Origin of the sequence: Paenibacillus castaneae, from assembly GCF_002884445.1 — a bacterium.
Lineage (GTDB): Bacteria > Bacillota > Bacilli > Paenibacillales > Paenibacillaceae > Pristimantibacillus > Pristimantibacillus castaneae.
The window spans coordinates 368,171-388,502 of record NZ_KZ614144.1 but is presented as its reverse complement, the minus strand read 5'-3'; the positions used below and the strand labels follow the sequence as shown (position 1 = coordinate 388,502).

The following is a 20,332-nucleotide window of genomic DNA, read 5'->3' as shown; positions in this document are numbered from 1 at the left end:
AATTTGTGAGACTAACAGGCGCTTATCAGGTTTTCATCGAAATGAACCAAGCCCCTTTACTGCACCCTCATTGTTTCGCATATTGCAGTATCGCCATCGCAGCCCGTTCTCTTCGATCCGCGTCATCACTTTGCATAGCAATTCTCAACACTTCGATAGCCTGACTGATGGTTTGTTCGTCCACAAGCGTCGGCTTCCCCGTCGGCAGCACCGGTTCTGCAGCTTTCGACATCCAACTCTCAAACGCATGGTTTTCAAAGGAACGTTCATATTTTGTAATATTCCCTCGACTTCGATCACTCAGAAAACCTTGCAGCTCCTCGTTCAATTCCTCAAGCAGAACACTCTTCATCCATGTGACGCCGCGTCGGTGACATGTCCCATCCTCAGCCGTGTCGGAATGCTCTATATAGAAATAGTCACCCATATCGCCGATATGTACCCATTCCTCATCAGCAACCAGCACATAATCTCCATCTTGCATCTCATGCAAGAAAGTGCTCGCTTCATCCAGCTGACCCGCCAGCTCCTGTCCCTCGCTGTCGTAAACGTGCGCTAATCTCTTCTTCAATTCATCCTTGCTCACATTGTCCAAATCCCCAATGCCGGGCCAGCCCATGCATACGAAATTATCCTTCAGAAACTCCTTCATAAGATGACTTCCATGAGGGCTCGGTTTCAACTGAAATATATTCATTGGTCACTCCTCCAGCTACTTTGCTTTGCGTCATTTATTCATTCCCACCATTCTTGCTTCTCCAAACAGAAAATAGCCCATAAGAGGTTTACTTTTCTCAAAGTGTCCTACTTATGGGCCACGTTTTCAAGCATTCCTGCAGCAAGCTGGCTTTATTTCATTATATATGACTAGCTGCCGTTATTTCTCTAATAAGCTTAACATTTTGATCAGCATAGCTACAATTTCTGCTCTTGTGAGAATGGCATGGACATCTAGGCTGCTATCCTCGCCTGCTTCGATAAGCCCCGCATCCAGCGCTGCTGCAATATCCCCTCTAGCCCACTTTTGAACATCTTCAGCATCTGCAAACACTAGTGCTGCATTTGGATTAGTGGGAAGCTTAAGGCCACGAACGATCATCACAATGCCTTCCAGTCTAGTAATCTGTCCCTTCGGACGGAAGGTATTATCTTCATAACCATTCACCACCGCTTGCTTCACCAGCCTATCAATGTAAGGCCTCGCCCAAGCAGGAATGCCTTCCGCATCAGCGAAGGCTGTACCGCCATCTTCGCCCTCTAATTTCAATGCTCTGCTTAACATCGCGGCAAACTCTGCCCGTGTCACTTTCATATCCGGGCGAAATGTGCCATCCTCATAGCCTTGTATAAATCCGAGGCTTACCGCTTGTTCAATAAGCGGTTTGGCCCAGTGTTTGGCTATATCGGAGAAGTTTACTTTTGGCGCTTCTGGCATCGGTGTCACTGGAGGCACCTGCGGCAACGACGGCTGTCCTGTATGGTCAGGGTTTCCCGGTTCAGTCACATTGTCCCCGACGACCGAAAGGTCAAGGGCTGCTGATTGTACGGTGACGCCGTCAAGTGTAACCTGCACCGATATTTGAACTGCGCCCGCACGCTTCGCATATACTTTCCCATTATGGTCAACCTGTGCGACGGATGGCTCACTGCTTGTATATACCTTAACCGCTCCAGATAAATCTAAAGTCGTTCGCCCTTTTTCCAGCAGCCCCTTTAGTGAAAGCTCAGTATACTGACCGGCTTCAAGCGAAGTTGCTTCTGCCGACAATTCCACACCAACCAGCTTTACCATAAGCTCCGGGATGGAATACTTATATAAATTCGGGCTCTCCGGATCTGTATACATATAGAAGCTGCCGAAATCATCCTGTGCAAGCTTGCGCACTTGTGAGGCGAGCACCGTAATCTCCTTCGTAACAGCATCCACCTTGAAGAAGAAGCCCCCTACCGTCGCATAGATGTTCCCGTCGCTGCCCGTCTCCATTGAGCCGTCAATCCATCGTCCCAAAGCATTCGGAAATGCATTGTCAATATGAATGACTTTCCGAGTCTCGGTATCGAAAATAAATAATGCTCCGTTGGCGAGACCCCAAATATTGCCGTCGGGGCCAACATGCAATGCGGTAATTGCTTGCTTGCCGGGAACCGGAACGATCTCGAACAGCTTCTCTTTGTTCACAACATCCCAGACAAACAGAACCGCTTCACTTGCAGTTGGTGTGCCGCCCTGTCCGCCATGAATGGATGTACCGCCGTATAGGAATCCATTCTTATAAGCGAAGGAAAGGATACTCTGGCCTGGAACAACATTCTCATACACCTCAGGCTCCCCGCCCGTTTCCAGATCATAAATAGCCAGTACGCCGCCTAGCATACTATTTTTCGGAACGGTACCGACGAACAGCTTATTCAAATCCTCTGCCCCTCCCATACCGAACGGCCGATCCTGATTGTATCCATTCAAGGTAAACAATCGGTTAGGATTCAATTGATTAGCATTCGTCCGGTTCCAAGGCTTCAACAAGTCATATTCAAAGATGCTGGCACCCGGATAGACGCCCAAGTACAGCTTGTTATGAATAGTCGTTATCCCTTCCCCTTGCCCAATACCATCGAAATAGATGCTTTCCCCAGTAGAAGGCGTGTATGCGCCTAGGTTTCCTTGCAAGTAACCAGCTGTATATATTTTGCCGTCCGGTCCTTTAGCAATTTCATGAATATTAACCGGCTCGGCAGGCACCTGCACATCCGTAAGCCTTACATGACCTGTCTCCAAATTATATTTGTAAAGCTTGCCTGCATTGCCGGACAAGCCTACAAGGCTATACCCCGGGAAGCCCTCTTCATTTAATTGAACAAAGTCATAACCAATTGCCGCTCCTTCAATGGATGCGCCAAGCGAATGATAGACGTCTGAAGCAAGATCGTATTCAAATAATTCTCCACCCGTCCCGGCAAAATAAATTTTGTCCGCAAGGGGCGATACCGGGGAAACGCCGCGGGAGAAGTTGATGAAAGAAGTTGACACCTCATCTGTATCCCCATTCGTGACCTCAATCAATTCCCCGCTTGCGATATCAATAACGAATGCTTCATTGGCATTATTCGCCTCTTTGCGGGCAAAAAGCTTGCCTCCCGCGATGTTCAGATCGTAGACGGAAATAATATTGTCAAAACCAGCCGGCAGCAGATCGCGCTTCGCTCCAGTTGCCAGATCATATTCCAGCAGTCGAGGCACATTGCCAACACCTGCGTAAATTTTATGTGTACTTTCATCATAGGCAACGACACGTGTCCAACGTTCACCGCTTGTTTTGGTCGACATGGTTCCGTAATTTTTGAACTCATTCGTCAATGGGTTATATTCATACAGGTCTGCTGTAGGATACGTACTGCCGTACATGATCCCATTCAGCCCTGCTGCCATTGGATAAAGCACGGAATCCTTTGTTGCAAGCGGATGACCCAAATTGACCAATTCATCCGTCGAAGGAATATAGCGATACAATAATCCAAGGTTATAGGCGCCGAGATACACCGAACCATCCTTGGACACTGTAACGGACCATGCGCCTGAAGTGTCTGGCATCGGAATGCTTTTGACTACTTTTTCTGTAGCAAGATCAATCATTGTGAATATAGACGGGGCTCCCGCAACAACCGAATAAATCACATCTCTGCCTTCCCCGTCTTTACCGGCCGCACCGCGCATTAAGGTAGCTTTGCGGATTTGAGGGCCTAGATCCTCTCCAACCATCGTAATGGAATTGCTTGGCAGCGGGACCTCTGGAATTTCATGCTCGCCGCGCAGCAGCTTTACATCATCCACGTAATAGGAGAAGGTTTTGTTCGGGCTTCCCGCAAACATAATGGCTGCATATTGCGCCCCCTCTGGTACAACCGAAGTTACATATTGATCAAACCATGCATTAGTCGGCTCAGATACGATATTCCATGCTTGCTTATTCATATAATTGCGCTCAGCATCAAAATAACGCACATATATATCTGATGATCCGCTCTCAATCCATGTACGGGCAGCCGCAGTATAGGTCGCCCCAGCCTCAACAGGAATGAGCTCGCTTATTACGTTTAAATACAAGCCAGGCGTGTTCACTAGATGCAGGCTGTTCGAGCCGCTTTCCGCACGTTCACTAGTGAGCGAGAAGGATGGGGCATCTGCTGCTTTGGACTTGCTCCAGCCGGGTATTACGCCCCCCGCTGCTTCTTGCTCCATGTCGCCATTCGGCACTTTTTTCATTACGCTAACCTCGTCTAAATAAAATTGAAAAGCTTTTTTCGCACCCGTAATTAAAGACACCTTCAGCTTGACGCCTCCTGGTTGTACCTTGAACGTTCTTTCGTAATATTTCCACTTTTCATGGTCTGTTGTTGCGTTTAAATAAGCGTGAAAGTTGCTTCCTGAATCGCTTTTGATTAAAGCGCCATTCTTGTCGTATACATAGACATACAACCCTTCCATCGTGCCGCTCTGCAGAAATACTTCCGCAGACAAGGTGTACGTCATATTCTCTTCCACATCAATTAGACCTGATTCTACATTCACGGCACTCACTCCCTCAGCCGGCTCCAAGCTGGCCAGGAGGCTCTTATCACCCATACGTTTATTCGCCGCACTAACGGAAGGCTGCCCTGATAATACCTTCCAGCCTGGAATGGCTTCGTTCGCTGCAGGCGGCTGCTCAAAGCCTCCATTTACGATAGTCAGCACGGATGCCTTCACTGCTGCCAATTGGACATCATCCCAGTAGCTGATTCCTTTGCCTGTTTTGGGCGATACCATGACGACCGTTACAGAAGCAGCCCCTGCGGGCGCAATCGCACGAAGCGACAGCGTCTGCCATACGCCAAGCGGAGAGGCTGTATAATTCGGATCATGCACAGCAATTCCGTCTGTAACCAGTTTGTTCGTAACATCGTAAAAACGAAGCTGCAGCTGTACGGAGCCGCTTTCGATGTATACCGAGGATGTGACAGAATACTCTTTGCCCGCCTCAACAGCAACCTTCACACTCTCTGCTGCGAAGTTCACCGTATCCTGATCATTCAATTTAAGACTGCTGCTGCCGCTATGCTTCTGAGACGAGTCAATCGTGAGCGATCCATTCTTGCCTGCACCCAGTAACAAGGTCCAACCCGGAATTACCTCATCGACAGCATCCTCCTCAAATCCTGCATTGATTAGCTCTGTCGCTGTGGCTGACCTAGCATCAGCATAGACAGTGCCTTGTCGAGCGCCCCCGAAAGAAAGCGCTACCAATATGAAACATAAAAATAATAGCACCCCTCTTTTTGTCCTTATACGATTCATCATTGATCCCTCCTGCTTTTAATCATATACATTTATTTTTTATGTATACGTGTATATTACATGTATACATATGAATATTAATCTAGTCAAGACTAAAATTTCCGGTTAGAGAAAAATATGTTTTGGTGATTGACACTCGAACCGTTATAGGTTAATTTTAAATATATACAGGTAAAATACAGGTATTATGAGGTGGGGCTATCGTGGCTAAATTGCTGAACAGAATGAAGAGGGAGCGATATATTTATTTATTACTGCTTCCAGGTATTTTATATTTTATCATCTATCGTTATATACCCATGGCGGGTTTGATCGTTGCCTTCCAAGATTATAATCCGTTCGTCGGTTTTTCTGGAAGCGATTGGGTTGGCTTCAAGCACTTTTCACGCATGTTCGATAACGAAGAGGTCCTTCGGGTGCTCATGAACACCATTCAAATATCATTACTGCAAATTTTTGTTGCTTTTCCCGTGTCTATTATATTGGCACTCATGTTGAATGAAATGCGCAATGAAGCCTATAAGCGATTGATTCAATCGATGATTTATTTGCCCCACTTTCTGTCTTGGGTTGTTGTAGTAGGAATTTTCATCGTATTTACGCGGGGGGAAGGATTAATCAATTCGGTTCTTTCTAACTTTGGCTTGGAAGCGATTCCATTCCTGACTGATCCCGTCTTTTTTAAACCATTACTTATCATCCAATCCATTTGGAAGGAAGCTGGATGGGGGACCATTATTTTCTTAGCCGCATTAGCCGGCGTGAATCCTCAGTTATACGAAGCTGCGGTTATTGACGGCGCATCCCGTTGGAGACAGCTGTGGCATGTCACCTTGCCAGCTATTCGCAGCGTTATTATTATTTTATTTATTTTACGACTCGGCAGCGTTATGGATACGGGGTTTGAACAAGTCTTTCTCATGCTGAATCCATTCAACATGGATACCGGGAACGTTCTCGATACTTTCGTTTATTTCAAAGGTATTCAGCAAGGCAATATCAGCTTTGCGACAGCAGTTGGAATGTTCAAAGGGTTGGTTGGCTTAGTTCTTGTTGTAGCAGCTAACCGAATGGCAAAACGCTTCGGCGAAGATGGCTTATATTGATGTTTCTAACGATATTGGACTGGGAAGAAGGCGGATTCATAAATGTATAAAAAAACTTTTCTGAATAGAACATTTGATGTGCTGAATGTCATTTTCTTAACCATCATTGCAGGCTTGATGCTGCTTCCTTTCATACACATATTTTCAGTTTCATTCTCGTCCTTGCAGGATGTGCTGCTTAAGGATTTCATTCTTTGGCCGACGCACTGGGCCGTGGATTCCTACAAAGCGATCTTTGCTTCCAATCATTTTATACGCTCAATCTTTGTAACGATGTATATTACAGTGCTCGGCACGGCTGTTAGTTTAATTCTGACCGCAACGATGGCATACGGACTAACGCGTAATGTATTGGGCCAGAAATGGATATTGCTGCTGGTCGTATTCACCATTCTCTTTAACGCCGGTATGATTCCTGTCTATCTGGTTGTAAAAGCTACCGGTCTGATGAATTCCATTTGGGCCTTAATCATTCCTAGTGCAATCAGCTCCTTCAACTTGATTGTCATCAGGCAATTTTTCCTTAGCATCCCTAATGAGCTTAACGAAGCTGCCTTAATGGATGGAGCTAATGAGCTCCGATCATTCTGGTCCATTATTTTGCCATTGTCGAAGCCCGCTCTCGCAACATTCGGATTGTTCTACGCCGTAGGCCACTGGAACAAATATTTCGAAGGGATACTCTACCTCAATGACGCAGCCAAGTGGCCCATTCAGGTTGTTCTAAGGCAAATCGTCATTATGAACGAGGCAACATCTACATTAGGGGCGGACGTGATGCTGCAGCTGGAAAACCCGCCACCGCCTGTAACGATTCAGATGGCAGCCATTCTAGTAGCAACGCTGCCCATCCTGCTCGTATATCCGTTTCTGCAAAAGCATTTTGCCAAGGGGGTGATGATCGGTTCAGTAAAGGGCTAGGTAAATGAAAGCAAATGAACTGCGATTTAAATGATTTGAGTTAATTCCAAATTATTGGAGGGGTCAATTCCATGAATTTCAGAAAATCAATCCTATTATCCATTATCCTGCTCTTCGTTTTCACAACTGCATGTTCCAAGAACGAAGCACCTACACCAGCTGAGACCAAAAGCCCGACAAATAGCTCTACTACTGCACCTGCAACAGAAAAGCCTGAAGAAACCTACAAAATTACCGGTGTAACGTATATTTTTGGAAATCCGCCTCCCAAAGATGGACGCGGTCAGAAAATGCTGAATGAAAAGTTTAATGTGGATTATTTTGCCGAAAAAGTACCGAATGATAACTTTATTGAGAAAGTAACAGCTATGGTTGCTGGCGGCAATATGCCGGATCAAATCAGCTTCCGTTCTGCCAACATTGATCTATTCAACCGTTGGGCTATGCAAAAAGCATTTTTGCCGCTAAACGATTACATCCAGGAGTTCGATTATTTAAAGGAAATTCCTGAAGAGCTTTGGCTGCCGTTCACGGTTGACGGTAAAATTTACGGCATTCCAACCTGGTCACCAGTAGAATCACAATCCTTTATGGTACGTAAAGATTGGCTCGACAACTTGAACCTTCCGGTACCTACAAGCTATGAAGAGCTTAAGAAGGTTGCGATTGCCTTCACGAATGACGATCCAGATAAAAACAATAAGAAGGATACGTATGGTCTTGCCATCGGACAAAATATTAACCCAACGTTCGCAATGGGCCCATATTGGCAGCATGATACCTGGTATCACCAGGATGCCGACGGCAACTATATCCCTGGGCTAATCTCTGAGGGAAGAAAAGACCTTATCCAATTTTTCAGTGATCTTTATAAAGAAAAAGCAATAACAAATGATTTTGCAGTAGTTAACTGGGCTGATACCAATAATGAATTCTATTCCAGCAAAGCCGGCGTGTTCCTCATCGCTCCTCGTGGCATGTCACAGGATTACATGAAAGCATTGCTTGAGATTGATCCGAAGGCTGAGTTTGTCGTTCTAGAGCCATTCGAAGCGCCAGATCAATCGAAAGGCTTCGCTGCTGGAACAGGCTTCTCCAGATTTCTTACACTAAATGCCAAGCTGGCTGATCAACCAGACAAGGTTCGCAAAATGCTGGAAATTCACGGATTCTCCCGTCAATATTATCAAGCCTCCAAAAACTCGGCAGATAATAAAGACTTTGACTGGTTCTATGGCAATGAAGGCGTCGGCTATACGCTTGATGAGAATAAGGTTCGTGTTCCTATGACAGAACCAGGCAGCGGTACAGAGCCATTCTTGTACTTTATTGACAGCACTAGCTGGGTTTCTGCCAGTGATGACGCTGAATTCCCTCTTGCCTATACAGAGCCTAAACTGGTTGATGCGACACAGCAGCTCGTAGATATTAACAAAAAATACAAGCTGTACTACCCGCCTCATGTAGGGATTATCTCACCAACTGAAACGGAGCTAGGCGCAGAATTAACACAACTGCTCCTGAACGAGCAGACGAAGATGATTGCAGGAAACCGTCCTATCTCGGATTGGGATGCGTTAGTTAAGGAATACATGGACCGCGGCGGCAAAAAAATTATTGAGGAATACAACGCAGAAATTAAAGCACGTGGATATACGGAGCGTGTTTGGAAGTAAACAGGAAACATGCGGAAAATATGTTGGGCTTTCGTTTAGCCCAACATATTTTTTATCATCTAACTAAAGGTTGTGAAAGTAATGAATATGGCTCGAATAGGAGTTTGGATAGATAAAGAAGCGGAGCAGCTTAGACACCGTCACGGCGTTAACATCTTTCAACATTATGTCGGAGAAATGTTAGCTCATTCGGGATTTACGTATACCTTGCTTAATCATGACGAACCTATCCAATTTGATGAGGTTGATGTTGTTATTGCAGCTTTGCCAAGCGAGCGCCAAGCAGATGTGGATACGCTGTGGAAATTCATGGAGCGTGGCGGTATTGTCATTTCTTTCGCCGGCTTTACTGCTTTCGCAGCTAAATTGGGCTGCAAGCCAATGAGAGAAATCGCGATAGGTTATGCGCAGCTGCAAACCTCATGGTATAACGATACAGCAATTCGCTGCTTCGATATTCGTCCATGGGTGAAGATAACCGCCGAGGATGATAGTGAGCAAATCGGTTTAGTTCATCAAGATAAGCCGGACGGGAACCATTGCGGCTCTGTACTGCAAAGCTTCCGCATCGGCAAAGGGCGTTTGGAGCGCTGGTCCGTTGATATTCCAGCTGTGATTGTCAGGCTGCAGCAAGGCAAAAGCCCGATCGTAACAGACGGATGGCCGGCGCCCGACGGCAGCGCTGCTGTAGATGATTGGATTCTGAAGGCTGATGATGATATTCAGCAGGACTGGGAATATGACCGGCTAACGACCGAAACGGGCATGGCTTATTTTGCCCACCCTTACGCTGACCTATGGAAGCAAGCTTTCGCCGGCCATTTGCTCCATGTCACTGCTGAGCAAGGGCTAATACTGCCTTTTGTCGATTATTGGCCGGACGGCATTGAGCAAATTGCCATGATCTCGCATGACAGTGATTTTAACATTGATGAATCTGCAGAAATAACACTACAGGTCTTAAAGGAGCATAATGTCCAAAGCACCTGGTGCATGATTGAGCCGGGGTATTCCCAGCCTATTTATACAAAAATCAAGGAAGACGGCCATGAGTTGGCCCTTCATTATAATGCCTTGCAGCAGGATAACGGCATATGGTCCGAAGAAGAATTTGCTAGACAGCTAGAATGGTTCAAAGCAGATACCGGTTCCTCTCATGCCGCTTCCAATAAAAATCACTATACACGGTTCGAGGGCTGGGGAGAACTATTCCAGTGGTGTGAGGACTATGGAGTTGCTTCCGACCAAACAAGAGGACCAAGCAAAAAAGGAAATATTGGATTTATATTCGGAACCTGCCATCCTTATTTCCCAATCGCCTGGTCCGATCAGCAGAACCGAATGTATTCCGTACTGGAAATCGGCTTTCTTACACAGGATCTCGACCACAGCACCTTAGCCGATACCAGTGTCATAACCCCGTTCCTAGAGGGCGTGAAGAAGGTTTCTGGTGTGGCGCATTTCCTCTTCCATCAGGTTCATATTTTGCGGCAGCCTAATGTACGCAACGCGATTGTCAAGGTCATCCAAGAAGCCAAGCGAGAAGGCTTTGTATTCTGGACGGGCAGCCAGATTAATGAATGGGTTCGAGCAAAGCGTCAGCTGCGCATAGAAGGCATTGACGCAAACGGCTGCGTTATGCACAGCAATCCTAATAAGATCAGCAAAGCTGTTATCTGGACTCCTCTACTCGCAAATGAAGCGATTAACGGAGCAGATGTGCATATAAAGTATGGCATTCGCTGTACCAAAACGATTATTAAATGACATAAACGAGGTGAAGCGCTTTGAATCACACCGGCACGCTCGCCATACATGGCGGCGAGAAAACGAAAAATACGCCATTCGGGACTGGAAAACGTTTTGGAATAGAAGAAGCCAAAGAGCTGCTAGAAGCATTGGAGCAAAATACACTATTCTATCATTTCGGAAACAAAGTAAAAAAATTTCTATCCGATTTTAATGAAATGTATGGCATTCCATACAGTGTGGCAACATCATCCGGCACGGCAGCCATTCATGTCGCTTTAGGCGCTGCTGGAGTAACGGTAGGCGATGAGGTTATTACGAGCCCGATTACGGATCAAGGTACCGTGATCGGCATTCTGTATCAGAATGCGATACCTGTATTTGCCGACCTTGATCTATACTCTTATAACTTGAATCCGGAATCGATTGAATCACGCATTACACCTAGAACGAAAGCTATCGTCGTGGTGCATTTAGCTGGCAACCCTTGCGATATGGATGCCATTATGGCCATTGCCCATAAATATAAGCTGAAGGTCATTGAGGATTGCGCACAAGCCTATCTAACAGAATACAAGGGCAAGCTTGTAGGAACATTCGGAGACTACGGATGCTTCAGTACCAATGATTTCAAGCATATCTCCACCGGTGATGGCGGCATAGTTACCGTAAATTCAGGCCAGGAAGAAGATTATTACCGTACACATGCTTTTGCAGACAAAAACTATAAACGTATGGGTACAGACCTCAATCGAGCTCCGAGCAGCTTAGCGCCTAATTACCGCATGACCGAGCTGCAGGGCGCGGTAGGCATTGCACAGCTGAAGAAGCTGCATAACCTGTGTGAAAGAAGAAATCAATTAGGCAGTGCAATGAATTTGGGGCTTCAAGACTTGCCCGCGCTTAGCACCATGCAGATACCTGCCGATAGCAAATGTACGTATTGGTTCTACATGTTTCGGTTGAATGAAGAGAAGCTCACCTGCAGCCGCGAACAGTTCTGTACTGCCCTTAGCGCAGAAGGGATAACAAATAGAATGGGCTATATCCCTGATGTTGTATATATGCAGCCGATGTTCCAGCATAAGCAAGCTTATTTAGACAGCCACTTCCCTTTTGATTTGTCTGAGGTAAACTATGAGAGAGGCAGCTGCCCGCAGGCAGAAGCGATTCTGCAAACAGCTGTGCAAGTGCCGATCAATGAGTTTTTTACCGATCAGGATATAGAGGAAACGATTACGGCCATTCGAAAAGTTATATTGTATTATCAAAAATAGATAAATAGAGGGAGGAATCCCGGTTGAGCTTTACTGATTTAGGCATACCGGTAGATGCAGTGGAATCTAGAACCGCAGCGATCTGCACGAATGCTGCCGGCGATTGTCGCGTGGTCATTGCAGCGAAAGGCTTCTTGCTCGTAATAGACCCCGTCACAGGGAGCTGCCGGCAGCTTTTCTTCCCCATGCAGCATTCTGAATATCCATACGATTCGTTCAGCAGCCGAAGCGGTACATTCTATGTTGGGGCTGGTACGATGTTCTATGCATTCGATCCCTTCCAGCTCGCCTACATTGAGACTATTGAGATTGGCAGCGAGGATGAGCTTTGCGGGTTTAGCTATGCCGAGAACGAACAAGGGCATATCTTCATGGCCTCCTATCCAGAAAGCCGTCTTTATCGCTATCGACCGATTGAGCGCGATATTACTTCCTTCGGAAGTATGGACTCCGAGCAAAAATATCCCTCCCATATGGCAGCGGATGCTTATGGCTGGGTCTATATAGGAATGGGCACGACTAAAAAAAATATTATTGCCTTCCATCCTGAAAGCGGAGATCGTCAATCGCTAATAGAGGATGAGATGCGCACAATTGGCCACGGGCAGGTTATACAAGCACCCTCTGGTCAAGTTTATGCCCTGCTTGGAGAGCAATGGGCAAGAGTTGAACGAGGCAGCACAATCGAAAAGCTGAAGGATAATGAGCTACCCGCTTCGTTATATACCGGTACCAGCTTCGGCATATTCCATCGTCAGCTTCCCGGTGAGTGGAGGGTTGTCAGCCACAGCTTATCCCAGCGCGAGCTCGTTATGGAGCATAGGCTGTCCAAACAGTTGAAAACCATTAAGCTGCGTTATCAATCAGAAGGAGCGACACTCTCTCCCATCGCTCTGGCACCCGATGGGCATATTTACGGTACATCTAATCATCCCTTGCACTTTTACAGCTATAATCTTCATAATCAAACACTTAATAATGAAGGACCAACCATTATTCAGCACGGTGCTGGCGGCAATATTGCTGCCTATGCAATACAAGGAAGCATTTTGGCTGGAGCTGCTTATCCCGGGGGAAGGCTTCACCTATTTGATCTAATGAAGCCTATTCAATTGGACGAAGCACAGCAGCGCAATCCTGTATGCGTCACGGAGCATATTGAAATCCATCGTCCGAGATGCGCAGCTGCCTTACGGGATGGAATGCATATTGTGTATGGCGGTTTCCCGGGATACGGCATGGTAGGCGGCGGGCTGTGCATCTATCACCTCCATTCCGGCCATGATCAGCTTATTCCGCATACGAAGCTCATACCGGAGCAAAGCACAGTTGCACTGGCAGAAATGTATGATGGCATGCTAATAGCTGGAACGAGCGTTGAAACGCCAGGTGGCGCTGATCCGAAATCCGAGTCCGCGTACCTCTATATATACGATTGGCAAAACCAGACCGTCTTAAAGAGCTGGCAGCCCCGCATAGGGATTCGAGAATACGCTTTGCTGCTGATCGATCCAAGCGGAAGGATTCATGTTTTGTCCTCATGCAGCCATTACTTGGTTTGGGACCCTGTCAGCGACTCGATCATTTATGAGATGGATTTGTCAGCGTGGGGGTCTATCGTGCGGCACGGCTGGCAGCTCTGCACAGAGGAACAATGCATATACGGCGTGATGAGTGAAGCTGTTTTCAAAATTCCTTTAAGCAGCTTGCGGCCCGAGCGGATCGCCACTCCGCCTCATTCCATTACAGCAGGCTTCGCCGAATGGAATCGCGAATTGTTTTTTGCTATATCCACACATTTATGGAGTTACTCTATGAGGAAGGAGTGAGCGTATGGGCTATAAGCTATCACAATTAACAGAACAAAACTTCCCTCATCTACTGGAAGGCATTCAAGAACGAAAGCAATGGAATGACAAGAGAGAAGAACTTGCAGCCGGGTGGCGGCAGCAGCTGGGATGGATTCCCCAACCTGTCCCCCCTGTCTATACGGTTCATTCTGAGCAGCTCGAAGCCGACCATACTCGAATTCATTTATCCTATGAAACGGGATTTGGGGACCGTGCCTATGCCTATTTGCTCGTTCCGGGTTTACAAGCCAATCCACAGGGAAAGCTTCATCCGGCGATGCTTGCTCTCCATCCAACCGATAAGAACGGAAAAGGGGATATTGCAACGAATGAGGGACGAGCCAACCGCAAATATGCAATGGAGCTAGTCTCCAGAGGCTATGTTGTACTGGCTCCGGATACGATTACGGCGGGAGAACGCATATATTCAGGTGCAGAAGCCTTTCAAACAGCTCCTTTCTATGCACAATTCCCCGAATCTACAGCTGTTGGCAAAATGATTCATGACCATCAGCAGGGGATTGAGCTGCTGCTTACACTCCCCTATGTTGACGCGGATAGAATTGGTGCGATCGGGCATTCACTTGGCGCCTATAACGCTTATTTCTTGGCTGCAGTAGATGACAGAATTAAAGCGGTCGTGTCCAGCTGCGGTTTTTGTCCATTCATGGGTGACCCAACACCGAATCGCTGGGGACAACGCGATTGGTTCTCCCATATTCCGAAGCTGACTCATGATATGAATGAAGATGAAGTGCCGTTCGAGTTTCATGAAATTATGTCTTTGGTCGCGCCAAGGCCTTTATTGAATTGGTTTACTCAGAACGATTCTATTTTCCCGAACTGGCAAGCAGCGGCATTTGCCTCCAAAGATATCAATCATTTGTATCAATGGCTAGGCAGCCCCGAATGCTATATTTCATTGCTAGGCAATGACGGACATGATTTCCCTGAGCATATACGCTTGTTGAGCTATACGTTTTTAGATCGTTGGTTGATGAAAGAAGATAGTATATAATAAGAAGTAATTGAAGTTGATACAAAGTATAGGAGCGGGTTGATTGTGTTAATAAGAAGAGATGATTTCATGATTCGTTATCAGACCTTTAAAGATGATCTCCGCGGAGAAATACTAAGCGGCAAAATCAAACCAAATGAATTCATCCTCCCTGAGAACACGCTAAGCGAGCAATATAAGCTTAGTCGTGTTTCTATACGTAAAGTTCTCGCTGAGCTTGTTGATGAAGGCTTAATTGAGAAAATATCCGGCAAAGGAAACCGGGTTATAGCTCCCCAGAATGGTCTTGCAACGAGGGAAACGATCAAGCTGGCGTGGTTCTCCACCTCCTACGAGATCGATATTGTTCGTGAGATCATCAGCGCATACGAGGCCTCTCAGCCGTTCGCTAATGTGGAGCTTACCATTATTCCCGAGTCCGGTTATATAGAGACGTTAACTCAGCTCATTGAAAACGGCGATGGCCCTGATGTATTTATGGTTTCAGACAGTCAATTCCGTCATCTATTGGACCTTCAAAAAACACATCTGCTGCATCCTTATCTTTCACAGAGCATGCTGCCTGAAGAAGACAGCTACCCGAAAGTATTCCAGTTATTCGAGCACAAAGGGCAGCAAATGATGACGCCATTCCTGTTCTCTCCCGTCGTTATTTGTTACAATGAGAACTTATTTGAGCTTGCTGGCATTAAGGAAGCGGACACGATTCAAGATTGGGAGGCATTGCTTCATACAGCGAAGAAATGCACCATGGACCTTGACGGAGATGACCGCATTGACCATTATGGCTTCTGCTTCTCCTCCTCCCCACATCGCTGGCCAGTCTTTATGCTTCAGAATAAAGGAAGTCTAGTGTCTGCTGACAATCATTGCAATATCGATAATCCCAATACGGTGGAAGCCTTGCAATTTTGTTTGGACTTGATGTACAAGGAGCAGGTGTCTCCGATTTATTCACACGGCAGTGAGTTTTTGGCCGAAACGCTGTTTGTCAAAGAACGGGTTGCGATGATCTTAAGCACCTATTACTTTATGAATGAATTCAGAGGAAGCTCTATCCAGTGGAATGTACGCCCTGTACCGAAGCAGAAATCAGAGGGAACCCTGCTGCTTGGCGGAGGGCTTGGCATCAATAAGAATAGCGCACGGCAAAAGCTGGCACAAAGCTTTGTTGATTATATGGTTGGAGAAGAAGCACAGACGCTTCTCAAAAAACGCGGCTGTACCATTCCGGCACGCAGGCAAATTGCGGAAGACGATTCCTTGTTGAATCCGCAAATTCATCCCCAAAACTATAATGTATTTAAAGAGATCATGCCCTATGCTCAGCCCATATTAGAGCTTCAATTATCGAAAACCGAAATCGATATGATGACCGACGAAATGCAGCTGATGTGGACGAATATCGAGAACCCTCAGGATGCCTGTCAGCGCATCGCACAAGGAATTAATGAGAAGCGGAATTCGGAAGCTCTATTGCCCCAATAATATATACTACTAGGTGCTGCGAAAGGCTTTAATAATCTACAGCTGTAGATTATTAAAGCCTTTCTTCTATATAAAAAAAGCACCGCTTTATACAAGCGGCGCCTAAGCTCTTATTTATAAAATGCTGGTAAAAACGGCTTGTTCCGCTCCAGCATTTCGCCCAGGAGTGTCTTGGCCACTTGAACAGAAGGAACCAACGGATGGCTCGCCATCGCTTGAAGCGCCACGCTTCTGTCACCCGTGATTGCTGCTTCAATCGTGAGTCTTTCATAAATTTTGACCGCATGAATCAAGCCTTTCACGCCTTCAGGCACTCGCTTAACCGGTAGCGGAATGGGCCCATTGCCCGTGACGACACAATTCACCTCAATGCTGGCGTCCCGCGGAAGAAAGTCGAGAATGCCATCATTGGACACGTTTAGCGTTTGAATATCGCGCTTATCGTTGTACAGTGAATCCATAAGATTAACCGCTGCCTCTGAATAATACGCACCGCCCCGCTGCTCCAGCTGCTTCGGCTTTTCCTGCAAATTAGGATCCTTATATAGTTGAAATAATTCGTCCTCCACTCTTTTCACCACATCCGCGCGGGTTCCACTTGCTTTCAAAGAGTCTAATTGCTCTGCGAGCATGGCATCAGTCATATAAAAATACTTCAAGTAATAGGAGGGAAGGCCGCCTAAACCATTGAGGAATTCCGGATCCCACTCCGTTGCAGGAACATTCTTGCCTGAATACTCTTCCCGCTTATCTAATAGCTCAGGCAGCTTATCCACCCCTGCTACATCTATACGGGTGACCCAGTGCAAATGGTTTAACCCAACGAATTCCGTATAAATATGGTTCGACGGTGTTTCATATTTTTCACTTAACCATTTCTGCAACCCGATTGGCGCATTGCAAAGTCCAATGCTTTTGACTTTCGAATAACGATGAATCGCTTCCGTCACCATACCCGCTGGATTTGTAAAATTCAAAAGCCATGCGTTCGGGCTTAATTCTTCTATATCCTTGCAAATATCAAGAAGGACCGGAATCGTGCGAAGAGCCTTCATCATTCCTCCTGGACCTGTCGTTTCTTGCCCAATTACACCATGCATATTCGGTATATGCTCATCCCATTTGCGCGCCTCAAGTAATCCAACTCTCATCTGAGTTGTAATAAAATCGGCGCCTTCAATCGCTTTACGTCGATCCAAGGTTAAATGCACTTCTATGGGAAGCCCTGATTTGACAACCATTCGCTTCGCTAACTCCCCAACAATTTCAAGCTTATGCTTGCCTTCCTCAATATCAACCAGCCATAGCTCCTTTACAGGGAGCTGCTCATATTTTCGAATAAAGCCTTCTACAATTTCCGGTGTATACGATGAACCGCCACCAATGACTGCTATTTTCAAGCCTTCGGGTACCGTCATTCTGTGCCAACTTCCTTCCCATTGATAAATTATGCTAACCCCATGATTGCCATTTTAAACTAAGCTATAATCGGATATAGAACGAAGACGGTCGTATACCTCACGCGGAAGCTTAGCTCCCCCAGCTTCGAAAGCCAGCCACAATGCCCCAATAACGGGTTCAACTTCAAGCTTAACCAGCGATGCGCCAGGTGCGCACTCTTTAACCGCCTCTTCGATGTAAGGATGAATAAAGCGTGCTTCCCCTCTTGTCAGAACACTGCCGGCCAGCACAACATTAAACTGATCACCCTCCATGCCCAGACGCTTGATGACAGCACGGGCCGACTTGCCCAGCTCCTCGCCCTGCATACGCAAAATAGCAGCAGCAACCTCATCCCCCTGAGCCGCAGCCTGAAACAACAATTTCACTGTGCGAAGCGGTGGTGCTTTATGGCTATCCAGAAAATCCTCGAACATGTCTGGTACGCTTTCATAGCCCAGATCCTGCAGCAAGAGATTGGTCAGTAAAGTCGGCTTCTCGCGTCCGTCCCATGCTCGAATAACAGAACGAAATGCTTCAATGCACAGATCTCCTCCGCCACCAAAATCACCGAAGGAATAGGAGAAGCCTCCGCACTGGAAAAATGCTTTCCGAGGGCTAACTCCTGCGCTGTTCGTGCCCGTTCCACAGATCAGTACAACTCCGTAAGGCTGATCGGTTCCAGCCCGCAGAGCAATGGCTGTGTCGCAGTTGATATCATGGTTGGGGAATCCCAATTGTGCAATCATCGGTCTCAAGATGCGGTAGTCTACTTCTCGGTCCGCGCCAGCTAATCCGAAATAAGCGTAATGAATCTCACTTTGCTTAAGGCCTGCTTGATCCAATGCCATCTGAACAGATTCTCTAATATTGCCTTTTGCTTCTTCGTAATTGATTTGATGATTGCCGTTCCCACTATTCCCTTTACCAACGATATTGCCGTGTTCATCAGTGATCAGCGTATAGGTCTTGCTGCCGCCACCGTCTACGCCTAAATAATAGTTCAACAGATTCACTCCCATAATTGCGTGTTTGTCATAGTCTTGATGAAGTGGATATCCAAAGGAGGGGAGCAGCAAGGTGCGCCCCTCCAGGGATATTACTTATTCACTCTTGCAAGAAGGTCCTTGAGCTTCTTTTCTATATCAGGAAGCACATTCTCCACCTGTTTATCTCCGTTCTCGACACCTGCGAGCTCGTTGATAAACAATTCATTGATTTGCGAGTAGTTGGAAATGAGATGATTATAGGATTCAAATCCGTATTTATAAGCGCCATCGAACACTTGCTGAATGCCTTTCGGCTCAATACCCTCGAAATTATTGTAGTATTTCTCCGCAGCAGCTTGGTTCACCGGAGGATTGCCCCCGCTCAGCTCAATCGATTTCTCTTGAATTTCAGTTGTAATCAGGTACTTGATCCACTCCATTGCTTCCTTCGGATGCTTGGAATCTTTCAAGACGAATAACGGATCAACATACAGTACGCTTCTTACATCCCCGTTCGGGTTATAAGGTACCGCGGCTACGCCAACGTTAAAGCTGAAATCCGCAGCAGCTGCCAGGCTCCAAGAGCCTACAACGGACATGCCGATTTTACCGGATAGGAACGGGTCGCCATATTGACCGGATACCGTCTGAGAGAACGCCGGAGTCGGAGAAATCTTCTTATCATAGATGAGACCGTAAATCGTTTTGTAAGCATCCACGACTTCAAGCTTCGTTAGATTAATTTCTGAAGGCTTGCCGCCATTGCTCCATGTATCATCGGAATATACATGGGCTCCGAAGTATTGCGGACGTTGATCGCGCTCACCGAATCCGAAATCTACCCCGTACTGTGCTTCCTCCAGATTTTTGGAATCCACCGTCATTTTTTGCGCGTATTCTACCATTTTGTCGAACGTCCAGCTTTTGTCCTCATAGTCCGTTGGAGGATAGGAAAGACCAGCCTTGTCGAAGAGATCCTTGTTATACAGCATGACGGTTACATAACTGTTAAGCGGAATACCGTATGTTTTGCCGTCGACCTTGTAGATGTTCATGACGTCCTCAGGTATGTTGTAATCCGATCCGCTGAAGCCATCTAAGTAAGGTGTCAGATCGAGCAGCATCTCTTTGTTGTAATACTCCATGAAACCGCCGTATCCCCAGTGAGATGTCACATCGGGAGCGTTCTTGGCCGCAATGGAGGATTGCAGCTTGGAATCAAACTGCTCATAAGGCGCTTTCGTTACTTTAACCTTAATATTGGGATGCTTAGCTTCGAAATCAGGAATCAACTTCTCAACGAAGGTTCTATCGGGTGAGTCAATGGTGTAATGCGTAATCGTCACTTGTTCTCCTTTCCCGCCTTCTTTAGCTGTACTGCCGCCGCTATTTTTTTCTTTGTTTGAGCATGCTGTAGCCAATAAAGTAAATACGAGAACCAAGCTAACCGTAATAGACATCCACTTCTTGTTCATTGTTCAAATTT

The 20,332-nt window shown here is 46.5% G+C and carries 13 protein-coding genes; 8 read left to right on the top strand and 5 right to left on the bottom strand.

Annotated elements, in window-relative coordinates:
* Positions 1-67: 67 nt before the first annotated feature.
* Together CEF13_RS01685 and CEF13_RS01680 are read right to left on the bottom strand one after the other, a co-directional pair.
* Positions 68-697: a hypothetical protein gene (locus CEF13_RS01685; RefSeq protein ID WP_102709126.1), complete on the bottom strand. Its 630-nt coding sequence runs from the start codon at positions 695-697 to the stop codon at positions 68-70.
* A 180-nt stretch (positions 698-877) separates the two neighbouring features.
* On the bottom strand, positions 878-5,335 hold the full coding sequence (locus tag CEF13_RS01680; protein ID WP_102709125.1) for an S-layer homology domain-containing protein: 4,458 nt from the start codon (positions 5,333-5,335) through the stop codon (positions 878-880).
* Between the two features lie 221 nt (positions 5,336-5,556).
* On the opposite strand from CEF13_RS01680, the gene CEF13_RS01675 reads away from it, so the two are divergent.
* The 8 genes from CEF13_RS01675 to CEF13_RS01640 all read left to right on the top strand — a co-directional run bounded on the left by CEF13_RS01675 (position 5,557) and on the right by CEF13_RS01640 (position 16,417).
* Positions 5,557-6,438, top strand: a complete 882-nt coding sequence (locus tag CEF13_RS01675; RefSeq protein ID WP_102716147.1) for an ABC transporter permease — start codon at positions 5,557-5,559, stop codon at positions 6,436-6,438.
* 42 nt (positions 6,439-6,480) lie between these two features.
* Positions 6,481-7,359, top strand: coding sequence for a carbohydrate ABC transporter permease (locus CEF13_RS01670; RefSeq protein WP_102709124.1), 879 nt, complete (start codon positions 6,481-6,483; stop codon positions 7,357-7,359).
* A gap of 71 nt (positions 7,360-7,430) precedes the next feature.
* Positions 7,431-9,035, top strand: a complete 1,605-nt coding sequence (locus tag CEF13_RS01665) for a type 2 periplasmic-binding domain-containing protein (RefSeq protein WP_102709123.1) — start codon at positions 7,431-7,433, stop codon at positions 9,033-9,035.
* 81 nt (positions 9,036-9,116) lie between these two features.
* Positions 9,117-10,802 carry a polysaccharide deacetylase family protein gene (locus tag CEF13_RS01660; protein ID WP_102709122.1) on the top strand — a complete coding sequence of 562 codons (1,686 nt, stop codon included), beginning with the start codon at positions 9,117-9,119 and terminating at the stop codon, positions 10,800-10,802.
* A 20-nt stretch (positions 10,803-10,822) separates the two neighbouring features.
* Entirely contained in the window at positions 10,823-12,061 is a 1,239-nt protein-coding gene (locus tag CEF13_RS01655) for a DegT/DnrJ/EryC1/StrS family aminotransferase (protein ID WP_102709121.1), read from the top strand.
* 23 nt (positions 12,062-12,084) lie between these two features.
* Positions 12,085-13,890, top strand: coding sequence for an NHL repeat-containing protein (locus CEF13_RS01650; RefSeq protein WP_102709120.1), 1,806 nt, complete (start codon positions 12,085-12,087; stop codon positions 13,888-13,890).
* Between the two features lie 4 nt (positions 13,891-13,894).
* Complete coding sequence (locus tag CEF13_RS01645; protein WP_102709119.1) at positions 13,895-14,929, top strand: alpha/beta hydrolase; 1,035 nt, start codon at positions 13,895-13,897, stop codon at positions 14,927-14,929.
* Between the two features lie 45 nt (positions 14,930-14,974).
* A complete protein-coding gene (locus CEF13_RS01640) occupies positions 14,975-16,417 on the top strand; it encodes an extracellular solute-binding protein (RefSeq protein WP_102709118.1) in 1,443 nt (480 codons plus the stop codon).
* 110 nt (positions 16,418-16,527) lie between these two features.
* On the opposite strand, the gene CEF13_RS01635 is transcribed toward CEF13_RS01640, so the two are convergent.
* The 3 genes from CEF13_RS01635 to CEF13_RS01625 form a co-directional block, all read right to left on the bottom strand.
* On the bottom strand, positions 16,528-17,835 hold the full coding sequence (locus CEF13_RS01635; RefSeq protein ID WP_102709117.1) for a 6-phospho-beta-glucosidase: 1,308 nt from the start codon (positions 17,833-17,835) through the stop codon (positions 16,528-16,530).
* 54 nt (positions 17,836-17,889) lie between these two features.
* Positions 17,890-18,864, bottom strand: coding sequence for an N-acetylglucosamine kinase (locus CEF13_RS01630; protein ID WP_102716146.1), 975 nt, complete (start codon positions 18,862-18,864; stop codon positions 17,890-17,892).
* A gap of 92 nt (positions 18,865-18,956) precedes the next feature.
* The gene (locus CEF13_RS01625; protein ID WP_243864692.1) at positions 18,957-20,321 is read right to left on the bottom strand and encodes an ABC transporter substrate-binding protein; all 1,365 of its coding nucleotides are present in this window, start codon (positions 20,319-20,321) and stop codon (positions 18,957-18,959) included.
* Positions 20,322-20,332 lie beyond the last annotated feature (11 nt).

Coding starts and splice junctions, on each gene's coding strand:
- CEF13_RS01685 (WP_102709126.1), bottom strand. CDS start 697: ATGAATATATTTCAGTTGAAACCGAGCCCTCATGGAAGTCATCTTATG.
- CEF13_RS01680 (WP_102709125.1), bottom strand. CDS start 5,335: ATGATGAATCGTATAAGGACAAAAAGAGGGGTGCTATTATTTTTATGT.
- CEF13_RS01675 (WP_102716147.1), top strand. CDS start 5,557: ATGAAGAGGGAGCGATATATTTATTTATTACTGCTTCCAGGTATTTTA.
- CEF13_RS01670 (WP_102709124.1), top strand. CDS start 6,481: ATGTATAAAAAAACTTTTCTGAATAGAACATTTGATGTGCTGAATGTC.
- CEF13_RS01665 (WP_102709123.1), top strand. CDS start 7,431: ATGAATTTCAGAAAATCAATCCTATTATCCATTATCCTGCTCTTCGTT.
- CEF13_RS01660 (WP_102709122.1), top strand. CDS start 9,117: ATGAATATGGCTCGAATAGGAGTTTGGATAGATAAAGAAGCGGAGCAG.
- CEF13_RS01645 (WP_102709119.1), top strand. CDS start 13,895: ATGGGCTATAAGCTATCACAATTAACAGAACAAAACTTCCCTCATCTA.
- CEF13_RS01635 (WP_102709117.1), bottom strand. CDS start 17,835: ATGACGGTACCCGAAGGCTTGAAAATAGCAGTCATTGGTGGCGGTTCA.
- CEF13_RS01625 (WP_243864692.1), bottom strand. CDS start 20,321: ATGAACAAGAAGTGGATGTCTATTACGGTTAGCTTGGTTCTCGTATTT.